Consider the following 18,851-nt stretch of genomic DNA (forward strand, 5'->3'; position numbering starts at 1 on the left):
CCCCGTCTTTCCTTCTGGATTCCGGCGCCGGCTTTCTTTATCTGGCTCATCATCATGACGCCGATTACGCTCAGCGCGATCAATCGTACCTTTGAAGGCGATGCCCCTTATGCATGACTTACGATCCGTCCAGCATGCCCACGCCAAGCGCATCCCCGGCGAGCCCGGCCTCTGGGTGATCGTGTTCGGCGACCTGCTGGTCTTCGGCCTGTTCTTCCTGACCTTCGCCACCTATCGCCTGGATGAGGTGGCGCTGTTCTCGCGATCGCAGGTGCAGCTTAACCAGGGCCTGGGCCTGCTCAATACCATGTTGCTGCTCAGCAGTTCGCTGGCCATCGCCATCACGGTGGCCGCGCTGCGCGAGGGCGCTTTGCGCCGCGCGCGCATCGGCGCGAACCTGGCGATCGCCTTGGGACTCGGCTTCATCGGCGTAAAGATCATCGAATATGGCGAGAAGATAGCGGCCGGGATCGATCCGACGACCAACAACTTCTTCATGTTCTACTTCAGCTTCACAGGCATCCACCTAATGCACGTGATCGCGGGCCTGGGCGCTCTCGCCTTTATCCGCAGTCGCTGCAACGTGCCCCTAGTTCCGAACGGCATCAGGGCGATCGAAGGATGCGCCGCGTTCTGGCATCTGGTGGACATATTGTGGGTGATCCTGTTCGCCATCCTCTATCTGCATCAGTGAGCGCGCCATGAAGCATGTTATCCAGTCCCCGGTCACGATCTGGGCCATCCTCGTCGTTGCGACGCTCGCTTCCTATCTGTTCCAGCTGGAGGCGATGAAGTTTGATCCCCGCATCGTGGGATCGGCAATCCTGGTCATCGCCTTTTTCAAGGTGCGGCTGATCGGCCTGCGCTACATGGAGATTGACGAGGCGATCCTGCCGCTGCGTCTTGCCTTCGAGGCGTGGGTCTTCGCCGTCGCCATCGCGCTGCTGACGCTCTTCTGGATCGCGGGATGAAAAAAATCGCGCGATCGGGATTTCGCCCGACCGCGCCAGGTGGAGAGGAGGGTCGGGCCGCCTGCGCGATCGTGTCCGCCACATCCGCAAAGCTCACCCGAATCGGCTCTCGCTGCTTGTAGAATTCCAGCGCCTTGGCGATGCGGGTCAGCACCTTCGGCTTGGCCGGATCATAATGGGGCATGACAAGGCCCGGCATGCTGGGCAGCATGTAGGCCAGCTTGCGGCGCACGAGCCGCTTTTCCCGCTTGATCGAGGCGCTCCGCTCCGCCGGGGGGCAGCAGCCGGACGCTCGTGCGGCGCCTAGCCAGTGAAGGCACCAGCTTCGGCCAACGTCCTTGACGAGCATCGGCGCGCCTATGCTGTAATATTGGCGCGGGCCGGACGGCTTGGTGCCAAGGATACCGCGCAGTTGGCTTCCGCAATCATCAGAGCCTGCGCCGCGCCTTTCAGAAATGGACGGACGGGCCATTGGGCCGCTGGCGGAGCGGTCAACCGCGCCGCTGAAACCAACGCGGCCTGATCAATGCAATGCGGCGAAGGCGATTTCGATCCATTCGTCCAGGCTATGGCGATCATCCACCAGCCAGTGCCGGAAGGCGGTGGTGTAGAGCATCGAGATGGCGACGACCTGGGCATGGACCTGGAACGCCGCATCACCTTGTGCGCCGACCCGGTCGATGATCAGTTCGGCAAATTCGCGCTGCCAGTCGTTGAGCCCCTGGTGCATGCGGCGCGCAAGAGAGGGGGTGTCGAAGATCAGCCGGGTCTTGATCCGCGCCGCGTCGCTGTGCTGCGACTCTTCCATCGCGAGCGCCTGATAGGCCCATTTGATCCGCTCCACCGGCTCAGTCGGTCCGTCCGCAGAGCGCAAGTGATTGCGCATGAAGTCGCCTTCACACCGGTCGAGGGAAAGGAAGACGATATCGTCCTTCGTCGCGAAATAACGGAATAATGTTCGACGCGAGATGCCCGCCGCCTGGGCAAGTTCCGTCATGCTCACGGCATCGAAACCACGTTCGAGGAACAGGCGAAGGGCCAGGTCGACAATCTGCTGGCGCTGAAACGCTATGCGATTTTCCGTCCGTTCCGGCCTGTCGTCGCGTCGCGCCAAAATCTCTGCCTTTCCGCCTCGCAAGCCTCTTGCTCGATAGACCAAATGACAGCTTCCGCAAGACCGCGTCGCGTCCTCGGGTTGGCATTGGGGCTCGGGGATAGAGCAGCATTCCGGCGCCGGGAAATGGTCCCGGTCGCGATCCGCACGAACCGGGATGCGCGCGGCTGGTCAATCTCGGCATGGCCGCCGCCCGCGCCGGTGCGTGGTCCGGCTATCCTCCGGTGTGACGGGATGCGACATCCGCCGCAGTCGAACGACCGGCGCCTGCCTATGCCAGGCGCCGGTGCAAGCCGCGTCAGCGCTTGTCTTCGAGATACAGGTCGAGTTCGGCCAGGAACTGCTGGATGCGCCGCTCCTGTTCGGAAAAGACGATCGTCTCATTGAGGCCGCGTGAATGCATGCCCCGCTGCAACGTCACCATGTTGGCGATGTCCTGCTCGACGACTTCGCCGCCTTGCGGATCTTCATGCGTCGTGCGGCGGACCATGGGCCGCTGCTTGCCCGACACGTCGACATCGTCCTCGACGCCCATATAGGCGGGCGGGCGGCGGCCCTCGGCGAGATGCGCCGACAGCACGAACACATCCTGATAGCCGCGTTCCGGATCGGTCGGATGCGGACGGAAACGCTGCAACAGCACGCCTTCGGGATGCATGTTCATCGTGACGTTGGGGAAGAGCGAGGGGTTCCAGTCGTCGGTCAGCTGATTGTCGGTAAAGCCCGAATAATCGAGACCGAAGGGGTTTTCCACGTTGCGCTTCGCCTGCTGGATGGCGCGGCGGACATGGCGCGCGTCGCCCTTGAAGCCCGCGGTCTTAACGCCGGCTTCCTGCAGGAAAAAGGCCAGGCCCATGTTGACGAAGCGGCCGTCGGGCCAGCGCGGGCTGACGGTGCCGACCGCGAACAGATTGCGGTTATGGCCGTTGGGATAAAAGTCATACTGGACGAAATGATCGTCCACATAGGGCTTGATCTGCGGATGCGTGGCATGCGCGTGATAGGTTTCGTTGAAGACCGAATACATGGTCTTCCAGTTTGCCGGCACCTCCACGACCAGATGCTTGACGACGAACATATTCTCCATGTGATAGGAATCGAGCATCGGCAGCAGGTCGCCGTAAAATTCCTCGAACGGCATCGGCTCGGGCGCCAGGCTGACGAAGATCAGGCCCGCACGTTCCTTCACATGCACCGGCGTCAGGTCGAGATTCTGGCACAGCGCCTCCGGCCCGAAAGTGTCGCGATCGGTAACGCGGACATTCTTGCCTTTGAGGTTGTAGCGCCAGCTGTGCATGATGCAGGTGAAGGAGGTGGCGTCCTGCCCGAAATCCTCCTGCACCAGTTCATTGCCGCGATGCTTGCAGACATTGTAGAGCGCATTCAGCTCATTGTCCTTGTCGCGCACGATAATCAGCGACTGCGGCCCGATGTCGAACTTGAACCAGTCGCCGGCATTGGGAATGTCGCTGGAAATGCCCGCGAGCAGCCAGACCTTGTTCCACAGCTTTTCCTCTTCCCGCGCCTTTTCGGCCGGGTCGACGAAGCGCTTGGTGGAGACGGCGCGATAGTCGGCAATGTTCGGATAAAGCTGGTCCAGCCGGTGCGGCGAACGGGCCTCGTAATCGGCCGTCACCTCGCCCGGTTCGAGCGTGAAACTCTCCGGGTCTACCAACTGCTGCTTTATTGGCCGGTCGTTGAACCGGATTTCCGCATAGCGAACCTTGCTCGCCATCGCGCCTACTCCTTGTTTGCGTCCTTAGAACTGGACGCGTTTGGTGAAACCGCCGTCGACGACGACGTTGGTGCCAGTCACATAGCCAGCCGCCGGGCTCGCCAGGAACGCCACGACCTTCGCGACTTCCTCGGGGCTGCCCATGCGGCCCATCGGGATCTGCGCGACGATGCCGTTATAGAGATCGGGCATCAGCGCCTTGGCGCCTTCCCAGTTGCCGCCCGGATAGGTGATGGGGCCGGGCGAGACCATGTTGACGCGGATGCCCTTGGACGCCCAGGCCTGGCTCAGCTGCTTGCCATAGGTGATGACCGCCGCCTTGATCGCGTTGAACGCCTGCGGCACCAGGAAGGTCTCGAACGCCGCGGTGCTCGACATCAGGATGACCGAGCCGGCCTTGGACTTTTCAAGATAGGGCTCCAGCGTTTCGCAGCCGTCGACCGCGCCCAGCATGTCGAGCCGGTAGCTTTCGTCCCAGTCCATCGAACCCTGTGCGCCCGACGAGCTGATCGAATGGATGAAGATGTCGCATCCGCCCAGTTCCTCGGCCAGGCCCGACAGCATCTCCTTGTAACCGTCGCGATCCTCCAGCACGAACTCGCGGGTCACGACCTTGCCGCCCAGTTCTTCCTTCAAATCCTCCAGCGCATCGCCATTGCGCGAGAACAGGCCGAGTTCAGCCCCTTCCGCCGCCAGCAGCTTCGCGGTTTCGCGGCTGATGCCCCGGGTCGCGCCGCCTAGGATCACTTTCAGTCCAGACAGACCCAAATCCATAATCGTCCCTCCTGATGAGAGCCTTGCCGACCGACGCGGTCAGCCCTTGCTCCAATATACCTTATCCATGCTCTCTCCGGCATCAAAACGTGCCTGGATCGATTTCATGCTCGCTATGCTGTCCGGGTTGGCGAACAGCGTCTGGCTGATCTTCTGGTCATTTTCGATGCCCTGGCTCTGATTGAGGTCCTCGGCCTCGCCCAGCATCTGCTTCATGCCCGCCACCGACTGCGGCGGCAGCTTGGCGATCTCGCTGGCGAGCTTCAGCGCCTCTTCCAGCGCCTTGCCCTTCGCCACCACGCTGTTGACGCCGCCCAGTTCATAGAGCCGCCGCGCCGTCAGTGGACGGCCGGTCAGCACGACCTCGGCGGTCACCGTCCGACCGATCAGGCGCATCAGGCGCGATGTGCCGCCGATGCCGGTGCCGGCGCCGATGATGACTTCCGGCTGGCTGAAGCGCGCCTGCTCCTCCGCCACGCGCAGGTCACAGGCCCAGCCAAGTTCGCAGCCGCCACCCGAGGTGTCGCCATTGACCGCAGCGATCGTCACCGCCTTGCCCCGATTGAGGATCTGCAGGCAGCGGAACCAGCCCGCCGGATCACCCGAAGCCGGCTTGCCTTCGACCAGCTGGACGATGTCGTCGAGATAGGCATGTTCCAGCCAATGACCTTCCACCGACGATGCCAGTACGATGATCCGCGCGCCGTCGCCGATCGCGCCTTCCAGCACATCGGCCAGCGCCGACACCGTCGCGCACGTCGTGGTGTGGTTGGAGGCGCCGCCGTCGCCGACCGTGACCAGCGCGACCCCGGTTTCGGGCCACGCGACTGAAATGTTGGATGCCATTGCGACAGTCTCTCCACCTTCGGATCCGGCTCGGGCCGGACTCCATCGATTCATTGCGGTGCAGGCTAGCCATCGCGCGTGCCCTGTCAAGATGGTATGTTAGCAGACATTATAGGTACGCCGTTCCTGCCCGTCCGACGGAACAGATTTGACAAATACTAATGTACCGTAATAATCGCCGGCCAGAAGGTTGCTCACCCTGGGGAACTCATGACCGGCCTGTTCGACCTAAGCGGAAAGATCGCGCTCGTGACCGGCGGCAGCCGGGGCCTGGGGCGCGCCATCGCCCTTGGCCTTGCCGATCATGGCGCCGATATCGCCATCGTCAGCCGCAAGCTTGAAAATTGCGAGGCCGTCGCTCGCAAGGTCGAGCAACGCGGACGACGCGCGCTCGCCCTGGCCGGCCATATGGGGCGTTGGGACGAGATCGAGGCGGTAGTGGAGCGCGCCTATGCGCATTTCGGCCGCCTGGACATATTGGTGAATAATGCCGGCATGTCGCCCATGGCCGCTTCCTCGCTGGAAACGCCAGAAAAGCTGGTCGATGCCGTCCTGGCGCTGAACTTCAAGGGGCCGATGCGGATGAGCGCGCTCGTGGGCTCACGCATGGCGGCCGGTGACGGCGGCTGCATCATCAATATCAGCAGCGCGGGCTCGATCCGGCCCACGCCGGAAATCATACCCTATGCCGGCGCGAAAGCGGCGCTCAACGCCATGACGGTCGCGCATGCGCAGGAATATGCGCCCAAGGTGCGCGTGAACGCGGTGCTGCCCGGCTCCTTCCGTACCGATGTCGCCAAATATTGGCCCGCCGACAAGGAAGCAAGCACGCCCGCCGCGCTCAAGCGCTTCGGCGAGCCCGAAGAGATCGTCACCACCATCCTCTATCTTTGCAGCGACCATAGCGGCTTCACCACCGGATCGATGATCCGGGTCGATGGCGGCCGTCCATAACCAAAAGGGCATGACATGACGGGACGTCAGGAACAGTTCAGCGGCGAGGAAGCGCCGCCCGCCCATCTTCAGTTGGACCTGGGCCGGCTCGCCGCCTGGCTCTCGTCGCGGTTGCCCGGCGTGGATCGCGACCTTATCGCCACCAAGTTCAAGGGAGGGCAGTCCAACCCCACCTATCGGCTTAGCGGCCCCGGCGGCTCCTATGTGCTGCGCCGCAAGCCGCCGGGCAAGCTGGTGGCGTCCGCGCACCAGATCGACCGCGAATATCGCATCCTTTCCTCGCTCGCATCGACCGGCCTTCCCGTTCCGCGCCCCTTCCTCTATTGCGAGGATGAAGGGGTCATCGGCTCGGAATTCTACATCGTCGAACATGTGGCGGGCCGCGTCTTCTGGGAAGCCGATATGGAAGGCGTGTCCCCGTCGGACCGCGCGACCATCTATGACGACATGAACCGCGTGCTCGCCGCCCTGCATGATCTGGACCCGCAGGCGATCGGACTGGGCGATCTCGCCCGCACCGGGGACTATGCCACGCGCAACCTCGCCCGCTGGTCGAAAAACTACCAGCAATCCGCGCTGGAGCCGATCGCGGACATGGACTGGCTGATAGAGACCTTGCCTCGTCATCTGCCTGCGAATGAACAAACCAGCTTCATCCATGGCGACTATGGCCTCTACAACCTCATCATCCATCCCACGGAGCCGCGCATCATGGCGGTCCTCGACTGGGAGATGGCGACGCTTGGCGATCCGCTGATCGACCTGGCCCATCATCTGCGGGCCTGGTGGGATCTGCCCGATTCCGGCCTTGCCGCCACCAGCCTTGTCGGCCTTGACCTGCCCGCGCTCGGCATCCCTTCGATGGACGAATATCTCGCCCGCTATTGCGAGCGCCGCGCCATGGCCGTGCCCGACATGCGCTGGTATCTCGCCTACGCGCAGTTCCGCTATGCCGCGATGGTGCAGGGCATATTGAAGCGCGCGGCCGACGGCACCGCATCTTCGCGCGTCATGGTGCACAGCCAGCACCGTGTGGTGCGCATCGCCGCCATGGCGCGCCGATCACTGGAAACGCTGGCGGGGTGATCGGGGGCAGCTCCATTGCGGGGCGGGGACAAAGACGATATGCCGGCCCATGATGCGGCGGCAGAATGATTTCCCCCACCCGATGATGATCTGGCGAGCAGGAGCGGCAGCTCCCGCCCTGAATTGCGCATGATGGTCCAGCTGCCCGAGGCCGACTGGCTCGGCTGGCACACCGCCCGGCAGCCGGACAAGGCCGCCCTGCATGTCGTCGGCGGGCCAAGCGTCAGCTATGCGGTGCTGGACGATCGCGCGTCGCGCCTGGCCTGCTGGCTGCGCGGCCTGGGATTGCGGGAAGGCGACACCATCGGCCTCCTGCTCGACAATGATGCCCGCACCGTGGAGATGTGGTGGGCGGCGCGGCGCGCGGGCCTCTATTTCGTGCCGCTCGGCACCCGCCTGAAACCGGCCGAAATCGTCTATATCCTGCGCGACAGTGGCGCACGGGCGCTCGTCGCCGCGCCCGCGTTCGCCGACCTCGCCGCGTCGGCGCGCGGCGAATGCGGGACCGAGGGGCCCGCCCACTGGATCATGCTGGGCGGCGCCCGCGAAGGCTGGACCGACCTTGATGGGCAAGTCGCCACCATGCCGCCCACGCCGTTCCAGCCGTCCGTCACCGGGCGGGAGATCATTTATTCCTCTGGCACGACCGGGCGGCCCAAGGGGATCAGGCGCGATCTGGCGCCCGCCGCGCAGGCTCGCGTCATTCCCGCCTTCGAGCAGAAATTGCGCGCCGCGTGCGCGCTGGACGATAGCAGCATCTATCTCTCGGTCGCGCCGCTCTACCATGCCACCGGGCGCTATCTCATGCGGCTGATCGAAAGCGGCGGCACGAACGTCATCCTGCCGCACTTCGATCCCGCCGCTGCCCTGCGCGCGATCGCGAATTGGCGCGTCACCCATTCGCAATGGGTGCCAACCATGTTCACCCGGCTGCTCGCCCTGCCGCTGGCGGAGCGGACCGCCTATGACCTTTCCAGCCATCGCGTCGCACTGCATGCCGCCGCCCCCTGCCCCATCGACGTCAAGCGTGCGATGATCGACTGGTGGGGACCGATCCTCAGCGAATATTATGGCGGCTCGGAAAATGCAGGGGTCACCTTCATCACGTCGACGGAGTGGCTGGAGCATCCAGGCTCGGTCGGCCGCTCCATCACCGGCCCCATCCACATATTGGACGAGGAGGACGGCGAGACGGAATTGCCGCCCGGCACGATCGGCCTCATCTATTTCGAAGGCGGCGTGCCCTTCCGCTATATCGGCGATCAGGACGCGCCGGCCGGGGCGCCCGACGGTTATGCGACCTATGGCGATCTTGGTCATGTCGATCGGCAGGGCTATCTCTTCATCAGTGACCGGCGCAGCGACCTCATCATCCGGGGCGGCGTGAACATCTATCCGCGCGAGGTGGAAATGCTGCTCGAAGCGCACCCCGCCGTCCGCGAAGTCGCGGTGATCGGCCTGCCCGACCCGGAATATGGCCAACGCGTCGCCGCCATCATCTGCCCCCGCAAACAGAGCGTCGACCCGGAGCAATTAAAGGCAATATTACTGTCCTATTGTCGGGAGCACCTCGCCTCCATCAAATCCCCGTCTTTTGTGGATTTCATTCATGAACTCCCCCGCAGCGAAAATGGCAAACTCCTCAAACGCCTCCTCCGCGACCATTATGCGTCCATATCCTGACATCGTCGTCCCGACGCTCCACGCCACAGTCGCGCGTCACGCCCGCCAGACCCCGGATGCCCCCGCCATCCGCTTCAACGGCGCGACGCTCAGCTATCGGGAGCTTGACGCCCTGGCCGACCGCGTCGCCCACAGCCTGATCCGCGACGGGATCAAGGCCGGGCAGCACATCCTCTTCCTCGGCCGCAACAGCGACGCTGTGCCCCTGTTCGCACTCGGCGCGAATAAGATCGGCGCGATCCCCGTCCCGCTCAACTGGCGCCTCGCCCCGGCAGAGATCGCGCAGATCGTACAGGATTGCGCGCCGCCCCTGCTCTTCGTCGAGCCGGGCTTCGAACGGATAGCGGAGGAGGCGACGGCCCTCTCCCAAGACCCGGTCCCCATCCTGTCCGCCCGCTCCGTGCGCCACGACGGGGAATGGCTGGCCGAAGCGCAGGCGCCAGTCGAAATGGTGCATGACCCCGAACAGATTGCGATACAGGTCTACACCTCCGGCTCGACCGGCCGCCCCAAGGGCGTGATGCTGCCGCACCGTGCCCTGCTCGGCATCAACGTCCTGCGCCCCGCCATCGCATGGGATCGATGGGGCCCGATGGATGTGACGCTGGTGCAGGCGCCGCTCGGCCATATCGGCGCCTTCGGCATGATGATGCGAGCGTTGTTCTTCGGCGCGCTGGCGGTCATTCACGAAAGCTTCGACGCGGTGGCAACGCTCGCCGCCATCGAAGGCGACAGGGTCAGCAAGCTGTCCCTCGTCCCCACCGCGATCAAGATGATCCTGGACCTGCCGGAATCCGAAGGCGCGGATTACCGGTCGCTCGACACCGTCATCTACGGCTCCGCCCCGATCACGCCCAGCCTGTTGCGCCAGGCGATCGCGACCTTCGGCTGCCGCTTCGCCCAAAGCTATGGCATGAGCGAGACGAGCGGCCCCACGGTGGCGCTGCCGCCAGACGACCATGATCCGGCCGGGACGAGGCGCATGACCGGCGCGGGCAAGCCGCTGCCGGCGACCGAACTGCTCATCACCGATGAGGAAGGGCGCCCGGTGCCGACCGGCGAAACCGGCGAAATCCGGATCAGGTCGATCGCCAACATGGTCGGCTATTGGAACCTGCCGGAGGAGACCGCGCATACGCTGACACCCGACGGCTGGGTTCGGACCGGCGACGCGGGCTATCTGGACTCTGACGGCTATCTCTATGTCCGGGGGCGGATGAAGGACATGATCATTTCCGGCGCCGAGAACATCTATCCGGCCGAGGTCGAAAATGTGCTAATCAGCCATCCCGATGTCGCGAACGTGGCTGTGATCGGCCTTCCGCATCCGCATTGGGGTGAGGCGGTGACAGCCGTCATCGTCCCGCGCCCGGGCACCAGTCCGGACCCCGACAGCATCATAGGCTGGGCGCGCGAAAGGATCGCGGGGTATAAGCTTCCCAAGTCGGTCTATTTCATCGACGCGCTGCCGCTCTCGGGCACCGGGAAGGTCGACAAGCGCCGCTTGCGCGAGGATCGGTTGCATAGCGGGTGAAGCAGGAATGGCCGCTCCACCCGCTTGGCGCAGGTCGAGGCGACCACCACGAAAGGTGGCCGCCTCAACATGTCAGACGATGGAATTGGGAGCGCCGGGCAGGAAGGGCGTGAACACGCCCAGCGTCTGCCCGCCATCAACGGCCAGTTCCGCACCACACATGTAAGAGGACTCGTCGCTCGCCAGGAACAGGTTCACCTGCGCCACTTCCTCCGGCTCGCCGATGCGCTGGATCGTCTGGCCGACATAATATTTCGACAGCTCCTCGGGCGCTTCATTGGTGACATTGCCCATCACCGTGTTGATGCCGCCGGGGAAGACGGCGTTGACGCGCACGCCCTTGTGCCCGAATTCCATTGCCGCCGTCTTGGTGATGCCGCGCAGCGCCCATTTACTGGCCGAATAGGCGGTCAGCCCGTTCATGCCCCACAGTGCCGAGGTGGAACAGACATTGACGATCGAACCCTTCCCCTTGGCGATCATGCCGGGCGCCAGCGTCTTCATGCCGAGCCACGCGCCCACCAGGTTGATGCGCAGAACCCGCTCGAAATCATCCTTCTTCAGGTCCAGCATCGCAGCCGGATGGACGATGCCCGCATTGTTCACCAGCACGTCCGCCGCGCCCCAGCGATCGGTGGTCGCCTTCGCCAGCGCTTCCCACTGTCCTTCGTCGGACACGTCGATCTTGTAGAACATGGCGGACTCGCCGATGCTGGCGGCCACGGCCTGCCCTTCTGCTTCGAGCATATCCGCCAGAACCACCTTCGCGCCTTCCGCGGCGAAGCGCCGGGCCGTGGCCTCGCCCTGCCCGCGCGCGCCGCCCGTGATCACCGCCACCCGACCTTCAAGCTTCCCAGCCATACATCCACTCCTTGATTGCACCGATGCGAGATATCCCTATAATGGGATGCCCACACACTGTATATATGCTAACCATGCATCAAGCTATGGGAGAGGAAGAACATGCGACTGAACGGCAAGGTAGCGCTCGTCCTGGGGGCCGCTGGCAAGGATAATATGGGCCAGACCATCGCCCGCCGCCTTGCTGCGGAAGGATGCAAGGTCGTCGTTGGTGGCCGGCACATGGATGAACTTGAGGCACTGGCCAAGGAACTGGGCGGCGCCGCGGTCCAGGTCGACATCACGGACAAGGCGGAAGTCGATGCCGCAGCGGACCTGGCGGTGTCACGTTTCGGCAAGCTCGACATCGGTGTCAATGCGACCGGCTGGGGTCTTCTGAAGCCGACGCATGAAACGACCGAAGCCGACCTCGACAAGATATTGGCGATCCAGTTCAAGGGGCCGTTCTTCTTCATCCAGGCGATGCTGCGCACCATGGGCCGGGGCGGATCGATCATCCAGATTTCGTCGGCGACCGCGACCATCATGCTGGACAATCACGCCGCCTATATGGGCACCAAGGCCGGCATCGACCATGTGATCCGCACCGTCGCCAATGAATATGGCGTCCGGGGAATCCGGGCCAATTCCATCTCGCCGGGCCTCACCGAAACGCCGATGGCGGGCTCGACCTTCGACTATCCTGAGATGGTGCAGGCCTTTGAGCGTGAATATCCGCTGGGCCGGATCGGTACGCGGGACGATATTGCCGCAGGCGTGGTCTGGTTGGCGTCCGACGAATGCTTCATGACGGGGCAGAATCTGCAGATCAACGGCGGCTTGACGCTGCGCCGCAATCCCAGCCTGACCGAACTGGGCGAGATCGCGGCCAAGGCGACGGCGCATCTAACGAGTTGAATCGAACGCGGCCACGCTTGACCGCAAGACCAGCTTCGGCAAAGAAAATCGGTTCCCCGGGTTTGCGACCGGGGATCTGACTAAACGGGGGAAAGCAATGGCATCCACAAGTCCGAAAGGCGATCTGGCGAAAGTTTCGCCGCCTGAACAGCAGGAGCCTTTCCCCCATTTCAAGGAAAGCCTGGCCTATCAGGCGCAATTGTTCGCCCGGCTGACGCAGAACGATTATATGGCCCGGATCGCGGGCACCGGGATTGCGCCTGCTCAAGCCTATGTGCTGGGCGAACTGTGGTTCAACGAACCGCTGTCGCAGGTGGAACTGGCCCGGCGACTGGAAATCGGCAAGGCGACAATCGGCCAGACCCTCACCCGGCTCGAACGGGCAGGCGTGATCGAACGTCGGCGCGTCCAGTCCGATCGACGAGTCGTGATGGTGCATCTGACGGAAAAGGGCCGGTCCTTGCGCGAGCCGCTTCGCGGCGCGACGGTTCAGCAAACCGACGCGTTGGAAGAGGCGCTGGGCAAGAGGAGGATGGAGGAGCTGACGGAAACCCTGACGCGGGTGAACCAGATTCTGCTCACTGACTTCAACCGGCCTGGCCTCGATTGATTTTCGCCGCGTCAAGGGCGGCGCCGGAACATGTGCTCCCCTGGCCCGATCACATGCTCCAAACATGGCCTGACGTCAACGCGAACGGGTCGATCAGCCAATCTTGAAATAGCGAATGGGCTCGGCACCATCAAAGCCCTCAGCCGATTTGCGGACCAAGTCATAAACGCCGAGCAATTGCGGGGTTGGCTCATATAGCTCGACATAATGACCAAGCTCGGCGACACAATCCATCATGGCGAATCCGACGCCAGGAGCAACCTCCGCATAGAGACCGACAGGGTGTCCAGCCGCCTCGAAGCGGGCCATTTCCGCTTTGATATCGTCGACGATCAGGGCGACGTGATGCATGCCCTGCCCGCCATCGGGATACATGTCATGGAAGACGGAGGGGCCGGCATTATTCTGCTGCACGAACTCCACCATGATATCGCCCCACTGGCCGTAGGCGGACGTATGATCCAGTTCGGCCGGTTGCCCGCGATGAAGGGAAAGAGACAGGGGAATATGTTCAGCGACGTAAAAAGGGCCGGAACCGAAGGCCTGTATATGGGCCTTGGCGGCGGTAATAACGTCGGGCACGAAATAGGCGATCTGCCTGATAGGCTTGCCTGCGATCAGGCCTGTCATCTCTCTCTCCTGAAAGTTTGACATGCAGCAGAATTTGTTATCGTGTGCTGACATACATTTGGCCAAGCGGCAAGAACGGATCAATAGCTTTTAGCGCCGCCGGCAAGAGGGGATTGCCATCACAATGACTGTTGCCGCATCATCGCCTTCGGCGTCCAGCTTCCATGGTTGGCGCATGGTCGCCATCACCTTCCTGATCCTGAACTGCGTGCTCGGCGTCAACTTCGCCGCCTATGGCGCGATGGTGGAAGCGATCCAGCGGGAGTTCAACACCAGCCGCGCCCTCGCCTCGGCGGGCTTGAGCATGGTGACGCTCGCCCTGGGCCTGCTGTCGCCTCTGGTGGGAGCGCTCATGCAGCGCGTGTCCATCAAATGGATCATGATCAGCGGCGTCGTCCTGAACGCGCTCGGGTTCGTCGCGCTCACCCAGATCAACAGCATCGGGCTGTTGCTCGCAATCTACGTGCTGATGATCGGTCCGGGCGTCGCGCTGGCAGGCCCTGTCACCTGCACTGCGGTCATTTCCAACTGGTTCAACAGCGGCCGTGGCAAGGCGCTGGGCATCATCAACATGCCGGCGGGCAATACCCTGATGCCCCTTCTGGCAGCGCTGTTGCTCAGCCAGTACGGACTGCAGGTCGCCTTCCTGTCATGCGCGCTCATCCTCGCCCTGCTCCTGCCAATCATGTGGTTCCTGGTCGATGCGCCGGAAAAGATCGGTCAGCACGCCAAGGGCGCCGCAGCGGATTCGCAGCGCGCCGAAACGGTTATGACGGCCGCGCAGATCTTGCGATCCCAAGCCTTTCTGGTCCTCACTGCGGGCGTGACGCTATTGAGTTGCGCGGGGCTTGTGATGGTGACGCACATCGTTGCTCTCGCAACCGACCGGGGCATCGACCTGGGGTCAGCGTCGCTGCTGCTTTCCGCCTTCGGCCTCGCCGGCATCGTCGGCGCGCCCCTGTTCGGCTGGGTCGCTGATCGGATCGGTGGGGGCCGGACATTCGCCCTCATCGCGCTGCTGCAGATCGCGCCGTGGCTTGGACTGATGGGTGCGGGAAATAGCCTGCCGCTGCTGCTGGTATGCGCCTTCATCATCGGCATGTGCAGCAACGCCATCCTGACCTTGTTCGGCGCGACCATGGGTAGCTGGCTGGGATCGGCGAATGTCGGCCTGGGCATGGGGCTGTGCTATACGCTGCAGATACCCTTCATGTTTGGCGCCGGCCCGCTGGCCGGCGCCATGTTCGATCATTTTGGCAGCTACGGGCCGACCGTCCTGCTCCATGTGTCGACATTCGTGCTGATCGGGGTGCTGTTCCTTGTTTATCGACCCCGTCCGCTCGGGGTCAGTATGTCTCCACCAGCAGCCGGCTGATCCGGAGCGAGGCAATCTTCCACAGCCCTTCGACGCGACGATAGCGTTCATGGTAATGGCCATAGCCGTAAAAGCGCGCGAAGGGGGCTCCGGCTGGCATCCGCAATATGTCCGCCAGCGCCCAGATACCGGTAGCGGCGTCATCCGACAGGATGTCGATTTCGGGCATGTGCCCATAATGCGCGCTGGTGATCGGATTGATGCCGCTGCTGACATAATCGACAATAGCGGAACGGCCGATAATCGGTTCCTGATCGGGTCCGGGATTTTCCTCCAGCGCGCCGCGCACGTCGAATATTGCGTCTTCGGTGAAAAGCGCTGAAAATCCGTCCCAGTCCTTAATGTCCATCAGCCTGAAATATCGCGCCTTCAGACGTTTGATTTCCTCGATCGCGACCAAGCGTTCCACTGCATCGGGCATTCTTCTCTCCGTCCTCGATTGATATGTATGCTAGCATTTGATATGCTAGCGTCTTAACTGGGATAGAGCATAGGGCCGCTGAATTGGCAACGACGAAGCAAGAGACGTCAAAGACCTGGACCCTATATCGAAAAGCTGGTCGATGAATTGATCGACGGGATGTTGCCCAACGGGAAGGCCCATCTGTTGCCCGAATTCGCGATCAAGGTGCCGATGTACATCATCGCCGATCAACTGGGCGTGGACAGGGCGGATTATGACCGTTTCAAGCTGTGGTCGGACGTCACCGTCGAGCGCAACAATCGGCTGCTTGACGCCATCCACACGCTCGATCAACTGCACGTTGCGTTCTGATCCGCAATGTCGAATATCCAGCTATCGCCTATCAAGGAGCCGACATGAACTTCGACCATTATGAGATGCTATCCTTTTCACGGGACGGCCGCGTTCTCACCATCACCATGAATCGCCCGGAACTGCTCAATGCGGTGAACCACGCGCTGCATGAGGAGATGGCCCGGGTATTCTTCGACGCCGCCGACGACACGGAAAGCGACGTCATCGTGCTGACGGGCGAGGGCAAAGCCTTTTCCGCCGGCGGAGATTTCGACTGGCTGGAAAAGCAGGCCAGGGGTGAGCGCGTGCCGTTCGTCCATGAAGCCAAGAGCATGCGGCGGATCGTCATGGGCTTGCTCGATTGTGCCAAGCCGGTGATTGCGAAGGTCAATGGCGACGCGATGGGCTTTGGCGCATCCATCGCCCTTCTGTGCGACATCATCATCGCTGCCGACCATGCGCGCTTCGCCGACCCGCATGTCAAGCTGGGCCTGGTCGCGGGCGACGGCGGCGCGCTGATCTGGCCGCAGCTGATCGGTTTCGCCAAGGCGAAGCACTATCTTCTGACCGGTGAGCCGATCGGCGCGGTGGAAGCAGAGCGGTGCAATCTGATCAACTTCGCGGTCCCGGCGGACGAACTGGACGCGTTCGTCGACAAATATACCGCCAAGCTCGCCCGCGGCGCGCAGACGGCCATCCGCTACACCAAATCAGTCACGAATATCGCCCTGCGCCAGCTGTTCAGTTCGGTCTTTGAAGCGGGTGTCGCCTATGAAGGGCTGGCCACCTACACCGCCGATTTTGGCGAAGCCGTCCATTCCATGCTGGAAAAGCGGCGCCCTGAATTCACCGGCAAATAAGACGCCATGCCATTTCATGGCTTTTCCCCGCCATGACCGTATGTAACCATATCATATGTAGGCGGCCCGATCGACTGAGTCGCTCATGAGAGGATGATAGATGGACGACAGTCTCGAAGCGCGTTTGCGCCTGGCGCTGGATCGGCAGGAAATCGAGCATGTGCTCAAACTCTATTGCCGTGCCATCGATCGGTGCGACCTGGAACTGTTGAAGACCATCTATCATCCCGATGGCACCGACGATCATGGCGCCTTTTCGGGCAATGCCATGGAGTTCGCGGAGATGATCATCCCCTCGTTGCGCGAGGGGATTCTCGACGGCATGCATACAGTCACGCATTGCACCATCGACGTCGATGGTGACTTCGCCACCTCCGAATCCTATTATTGGGCCTATCAGCGCGCGCCGGGCGGCGAAGAGGCGGTGACGGCCTTCTTCGGTCAGGGCTATGCCGACAAGGCGAAGGCCGACGGCACGATCGACGGCTATCATGATTATTATTGCGGCGGTCGCTATATCGACCTGTTCGAACGACGCGACGGCCAGTGGAGGATCCTGCGCCGCAAGATCACCAATGAATGGAACGACATTCGTCCCAGCACGCGCATCACCGATGCGGGCCATGTCGCCCATTATAATTTGCCAGGCCGCCGCGACCGGCAGGATCCCGTCTATCTGAACACGATCCCCGGCCGCGCCTGAACGCGACCGACCGACAGGAGAGACACCATGTCCCGTGATTTCGACGTCATCGTCATCGGCTCGGGCGCCGCAGGGATGTCCGCCGCCATCGAAGCGCGGCAGGCCGGCGCCACCGTGATGGTGCTGGAGGCCGATGACCATCTGGGCGGCGCGACGCGCAATTCGACCGGCGTCGTCTATGCGTGCAACACCAGCACGCAAAAGGAAAAAGGCATCAGCGATGATGCCGATGCGGTCTATGACTATATCATGACGCTGAACCAGCATTCGGTGCGGCCCGACCTGATCCGCTATTATGCCGACGAATGCGGTGGCATGATCGAATGGCTCAAGGAAAAAGGCATCGAATTTCCGGCTAACATGCTGGTCCATTCCGACGTTACCGACGTCCAGCGCGGCCATACCTCCAAGACCTTCGGCCTGGGCATCGCCGATGCGCTGATCAACCGCGCCGGCGCCCTAGGCGTCGAAACCGCGCTTGGCACCCGTGTTGACGGTTTCCTGGTCGAGGACGGCAAGGTGGTCGGCATCACCGCTGAGGGAACGGAGTTGCGCGCCCCGAGCGTCATCATCGCCACGGGCGGCTTTGGCAACAACCCGGAAATGCTCAAAAAATGGTTCCCCACCGCGGCCTATCATGGCGACCGGGCCTGGGCCGTGCACCGCGACGCCCCCTTCATCCTGGGCGACGGCATCAAGCTCGGCGAGTCCGTGGATGCGCAGATCACGGGGTTCGACCGCGGCCTCATCCAACCCTCCCCCTGCTTCGACAACCGCTATGTCGAAGCCTTCCTGCCGCCCTGGCTCATCGCGGTGAACGAGCAGGGCAAGCGCTTCATGGCCGAATGGGAAAGCTATGCGGTCTGCGGCTATCTGATCAGCGAGCAGCCTGGCAAGCGTTGCTGGGCGATCTTCGATCATCCCACCATGGTCGAAAATGGCGATGATCTGTCCTATGCCGATCCCTATAATAGCGGCCTTGCGACATCGAGCTGGGAAGAACTCACCATCACGCGCGAAGTCGAAAAGGGCGTCGCCTTCCGGGCCGACAGCATTGCCGAAGTCGCGCGCATGGCCGGTCTGGACCCCATCGCCGTCGAAGAGACGGTCCGCCGCTACAATCATGATGTCGAGGTGCATGGGGAGGATTGCCAGTTCCGCAAAGACGGCAACGGTCATAAGCTCACCCCGATCAAGACGGCGCCCTTCTATGCCGTCGAGGTGCGCGCCGCGATCATCGGTTTCACCGCTGCCGGTCTGGACATCAATATGGACTGTCAGGTTCTCGACACGCGTGGTCGGCCGATTGAAGGGCTCTATGGCGCGGGCGAGGTGTTGGGCTGCTTCCATGGCAAGCGCTATGCGGGCGGCGGCACCAGCATCGGCAGTTCGGTGGTCTTCGGACGCCGCGCGGGTGTTAAGGCGGCACAGCGCGCCCTTCCCGAAGCTGTGGGGGCCTGA

20 protein-coding genes are annotated in these 18,851 nt (G+C 62.7%); 13 read left to right on the forward strand and 7 right to left on the reverse strand.

The genetic code is table 11. From position 1 onward, the window contains the following. Window positions 1–109 precede the first annotated feature (109 nt). Together K663_RS17340 and K663_RS17345 are read left to right on the forward strand one after the other, a co-directional pair. Entirely contained in the window at window positions 110–694 is a 585-nt protein-coding gene (locus K663_RS17340; protein ID WP_062121313.1) for a cytochrome c oxidase subunit 3, read from the forward strand. Window positions 695–701: 7 nt separating this feature from the next. Then, window positions 702–971 carry a cytochrome C oxidase subunit IV family protein gene (locus K663_RS17345; RefSeq protein ID WP_062121314.1) on the forward strand — a complete coding sequence of 90 codons (270 nt, stop codon included), beginning with the start codon at window positions 702–704 and terminating at the stop codon, window positions 969–971. A 523-nt stretch (window positions 972–1,494) separates the two neighbouring features. On the opposite strand, the gene K663_RS17350 is transcribed toward K663_RS17345, so the two are convergent. From K663_RS17350 to K663_RS17365, 4 genes are all read right to left on the reverse strand, one after another. Then, window positions 1,495–2,085 carry a TetR family transcriptional regulator gene (locus K663_RS17350; protein WP_062121315.1) on the reverse strand — a complete coding sequence of 197 codons (591 nt, stop codon included), beginning with the start codon at window positions 2,083–2,085 and terminating at the stop codon, window positions 1,495–1,497. A gap of 298 nt (window positions 2,086–2,383) precedes the next feature. Continuing rightward, on the reverse strand, window positions 2,384–3,820 hold the full coding sequence (locus K663_RS17355; protein WP_062121316.1) for an aromatic ring-hydroxylating oxygenase subunit alpha: 1,437 nt from the start codon (window positions 3,818–3,820) through the stop codon (window positions 2,384–2,386). Between the two features lie 24 nt (window positions 3,821–3,844). Beyond that, window positions 3,845–4,594: an SDR family NAD(P)-dependent oxidoreductase gene (locus K663_RS17360; RefSeq protein WP_062121317.1), complete on the reverse strand. Its 750-nt coding sequence runs from the start codon at window positions 4,592–4,594 to the stop codon at window positions 3,845–3,847. A gap of 39 nt (window positions 4,595–4,633) precedes the next feature. Continuing rightward, a complete protein-coding gene (locus K663_RS17365; protein ID WP_062121318.1) occupies window positions 4,634–5,440 on the reverse strand; it encodes an enoyl-CoA hydratase/isomerase family protein in 807 nt (268 codons plus the stop codon). 210 nt (window positions 5,441–5,650) lie between these two features. Between K663_RS17365 and K663_RS17370 the strand changes: the two genes are divergently transcribed. The 4 genes from K663_RS17370 (at window position 5,651) to K663_RS17385 (ending at window position 10,697) form a co-directional block, all read left to right on the forward strand. Continuing rightward, on the forward strand, window positions 5,651–6,394 hold the full coding sequence (locus tag K663_RS17370) for an SDR family NAD(P)-dependent oxidoreductase (RefSeq protein WP_062121319.1): 744 nt from the start codon (window positions 5,651–5,653) through the stop codon (window positions 6,392–6,394). Between the two features lie 15 nt (window positions 6,395–6,409). Next, window positions 6,410–7,480: a phosphotransferase family protein gene (locus K663_RS17375; RefSeq protein ID WP_062121320.1), complete on the forward strand. Its 1,071-nt coding sequence runs from the start codon at window positions 6,410–6,412 to the stop codon at window positions 7,478–7,480. A 129-nt stretch (window positions 7,481–7,609) separates the two neighbouring features. Next, a complete protein-coding gene (locus tag K663_RS17380; RefSeq protein WP_062121321.1) occupies window positions 7,610–9,163 on the forward strand; it encodes an AMP-binding protein in 1,554 nt (517 codons plus the stop codon). Next, the gene (locus K663_RS17385) at window positions 9,147–10,697 is read left to right on the forward strand and encodes a long-chain-fatty-acid--CoA ligase (RefSeq protein WP_062121322.1); all 1,551 of its coding nucleotides are present in this window, start codon (window positions 9,147–9,149) and stop codon (window positions 10,695–10,697) included. Before K663_RS17380 ends, K663_RS17385 begins: the two co-directional genes overlap by 17 nt. Window positions 10,698–10,769: 72 nt before the next feature. Here the strand turns inward: K663_RS17385 and K663_RS17390 are convergent, their stop codons facing one another. Next, complete coding sequence (locus tag K663_RS17390; RefSeq protein WP_062121323.1) at window positions 10,770–11,558, reverse strand: SDR family NAD(P)-dependent oxidoreductase; 789 nt, start codon at window positions 11,556–11,558, stop codon at window positions 10,770–10,772. A 102-nt stretch (window positions 11,559–11,660) separates the two neighbouring features. Between K663_RS17390 and K663_RS17395 the strand changes: the two genes are divergently transcribed. Beyond that, window positions 11,661–12,455 (forward strand): SDR family oxidoreductase, encoded by a 795-nt coding sequence (locus K663_RS17395; protein ID WP_062121324.1) that lies wholly within the window; start codon window positions 11,661–11,663, stop codon window positions 12,453–12,455. Between the two features lie 97 nt (window positions 12,456–12,552). Further along, window positions 12,553–13,065 (forward strand): MarR family winged helix-turn-helix transcriptional regulator, encoded by a 513-nt coding sequence (locus K663_RS17400; protein ID WP_062121325.1) that lies wholly within the window; start codon window positions 12,553–12,555, stop codon window positions 13,063–13,065. 93 nt (window positions 13,066–13,158) lie between these two features. Here K663_RS17400 and K663_RS17405 read toward each other — a convergent pair whose 3' ends face one another. After that, window positions 13,159–13,695: a VOC family protein gene (locus K663_RS17405; protein WP_062121326.1), complete on the reverse strand. Its 537-nt coding sequence runs from the start codon at window positions 13,693–13,695 to the stop codon at window positions 13,159–13,161. A 124-nt stretch (window positions 13,696–13,819) separates the two neighbouring features. Between K663_RS17405 and K663_RS17410 the strand changes: the two genes are divergently transcribed. Continuing rightward, window positions 13,820–15,070, forward strand: coding sequence for an MFS transporter (locus tag K663_RS17410; protein ID WP_062121327.1), 1,251 nt, complete (start codon window positions 13,820–13,822; stop codon window positions 15,068–15,070). Here K663_RS17410 and K663_RS17415 read toward each other — a convergent pair. Next, window positions 15,042–15,491, reverse strand: coding sequence for a nuclear transport factor 2 family protein (locus K663_RS17415; protein WP_062121328.1), 450 nt, complete (start codon window positions 15,489–15,491; stop codon window positions 15,042–15,044). The two genes, K663_RS17410 and K663_RS17415, sit on opposite strands and share 29 nt — an antisense overlap. 159 nt (window positions 15,492–15,650) lie before the next feature. Here K663_RS17415 and K663_RS17420 point away from each other — a divergent pair, with 159 nt between their 5' ends. The 4 genes from K663_RS17420 (at window position 15,651) to K663_RS17435 (ending at window position 18,851) form a co-directional block, all read left to right on the forward strand. Continuing rightward, a complete protein-coding gene (locus K663_RS17420) occupies window positions 15,651–15,845 on the forward strand; it encodes a hypothetical protein (protein ID WP_062121329.1) in 195 nt (64 codons plus the stop codon). 44 nt (window positions 15,846–15,889) lie between these two features. After that, window positions 15,890–16,687: an enoyl-CoA hydratase-related protein gene (locus K663_RS17425; RefSeq protein ID WP_062121330.1), complete on the forward strand. Its 798-nt coding sequence runs from the start codon at window positions 15,890–15,892 to the stop codon at window positions 16,685–16,687. Between the two features lie 100 nt (window positions 16,688–16,787). Beyond that, window positions 16,788–17,390 carry a nuclear transport factor 2 family protein gene (locus K663_RS17430; RefSeq protein ID WP_062121331.1) on the forward strand — a complete coding sequence of 201 codons (603 nt, stop codon included), beginning with the start codon at window positions 16,788–16,790 and terminating at the stop codon, window positions 17,388–17,390. Window positions 17,391–17,417: 27 nt separating this feature from the next. Further along, window positions 17,418–18,851, forward strand: coding sequence for an FAD-dependent oxidoreductase (locus K663_RS17435; protein WP_063619082.1), 1,434 nt, complete (start codon window positions 17,418–17,420; stop codon window positions 18,849–18,851).

It is taken from the genome of Sphingobium sp. MI1205 (assembly GCF_001563285.1).
Taxonomy (GTDB): domain Bacteria; phylum Pseudomonadota; class Alphaproteobacteria; order Sphingomonadales; family Sphingomonadaceae; genus Sphingobium.

Bases quoted from the DNA above. Each gene is read 5' to 3' on its own strand.
- K663_RS17340 (WP_062121313.1), top strand. From the start codon at position 110: ATGCATGACTTACGATCCGTCCAGCATGCCCACGCCAAGCGCATCCCC.
- K663_RS17345 (WP_062121314.1), top strand. From the start codon at position 702: ATGAAGCATGTTATCCAGTCCCCGGTCACGATCTGGGCCATCCTCGTC.
- K663_RS17355 (WP_062121316.1), bottom strand. From the start codon at position 3,820: ATGGCGAGCAAGGTTCGCTATGCGGAAATCCGGTTCAACGACCGGCCA.
- K663_RS17360 (WP_062121317.1), bottom strand. From the start codon at position 4,594: ATGGATTTGGGTCTGTCTGGACTGAAAGTGATCCTAGGCGGCGCGACC.
- K663_RS17365 (WP_062121318.1), bottom strand. From the start codon at position 5,440: ATGGCATCCAACATTTCAGTCGCGTGGCCCGAAACCGGGGTCGCGCTG.
- K663_RS17370 (WP_062121319.1), top strand. From the start codon at position 5,651: ATGACCGGCCTGTTCGACCTAAGCGGAAAGATCGCGCTCGTGACCGGC.
- K663_RS17375 (WP_062121320.1), top strand. From the start codon at position 6,410: ATGACGGGACGTCAGGAACAGTTCAGCGGCGAGGAAGCGCCGCCCGCC.
- K663_RS17380 (WP_062121321.1), top strand. From the start codon at position 7,610: ATGATGGTCCAGCTGCCCGAGGCCGACTGGCTCGGCTGGCACACCGCC.
- K663_RS17385 (WP_062121322.1), top strand. From the start codon at position 9,147: ATGCGTCCATATCCTGACATCGTCGTCCCGACGCTCCACGCCACAGTC.
- K663_RS17390 (WP_062121323.1), bottom strand. From the start codon at position 11,558: ATGGCTGGGAAGCTTGAAGGTCGGGTGGCGGTGATCACGGGCGGCGCG.
- K663_RS17395 (WP_062121324.1), top strand. From the start codon at position 11,661: ATGCGACTGAACGGCAAGGTAGCGCTCGTCCTGGGGGCCGCTGGCAAG.
- K663_RS17400 (WP_062121325.1), top strand. From the start codon at position 12,553: ATGGCATCCACAAGTCCGAAAGGCGATCTGGCGAAAGTTTCGCCGCCT.
- K663_RS17405 (WP_062121326.1), bottom strand. From the start codon at position 13,695: ATGACAGGCCTGATCGCAGGCAAGCCTATCAGGCAGATCGCCTATTTC.
- K663_RS17410 (WP_062121327.1), top strand. From the start codon at position 13,820: ATGACTGTTGCCGCATCATCGCCTTCGGCGTCCAGCTTCCATGGTTGG.
- K663_RS17415 (WP_062121328.1), bottom strand. From the start codon at position 15,491: ATGCCCGATGCAGTGGAACGCTTGGTCGCGATCGAGGAAATCAAACGT.
- K663_RS17420 (WP_062121329.1), top strand. From the start codon at position 15,651: ATGTTGCCCAACGGGAAGGCCCATCTGTTGCCCGAATTCGCGATCAAG.
- K663_RS17425 (WP_062121330.1), top strand. From the start codon at position 15,890: ATGAACTTCGACCATTATGAGATGCTATCCTTTTCACGGGACGGCCGC.
- K663_RS17430 (WP_062121331.1), top strand. From the start codon at position 16,788: ATGGACGACAGTCTCGAAGCGCGTTTGCGCCTGGCGCTGGATCGGCAG.
- K663_RS17435 (WP_063619082.1), top strand. From the start codon at position 17,418: ATGTCCCGTGATTTCGACGTCATCGTCATCGGCTCGGGCGCCGCAGGG.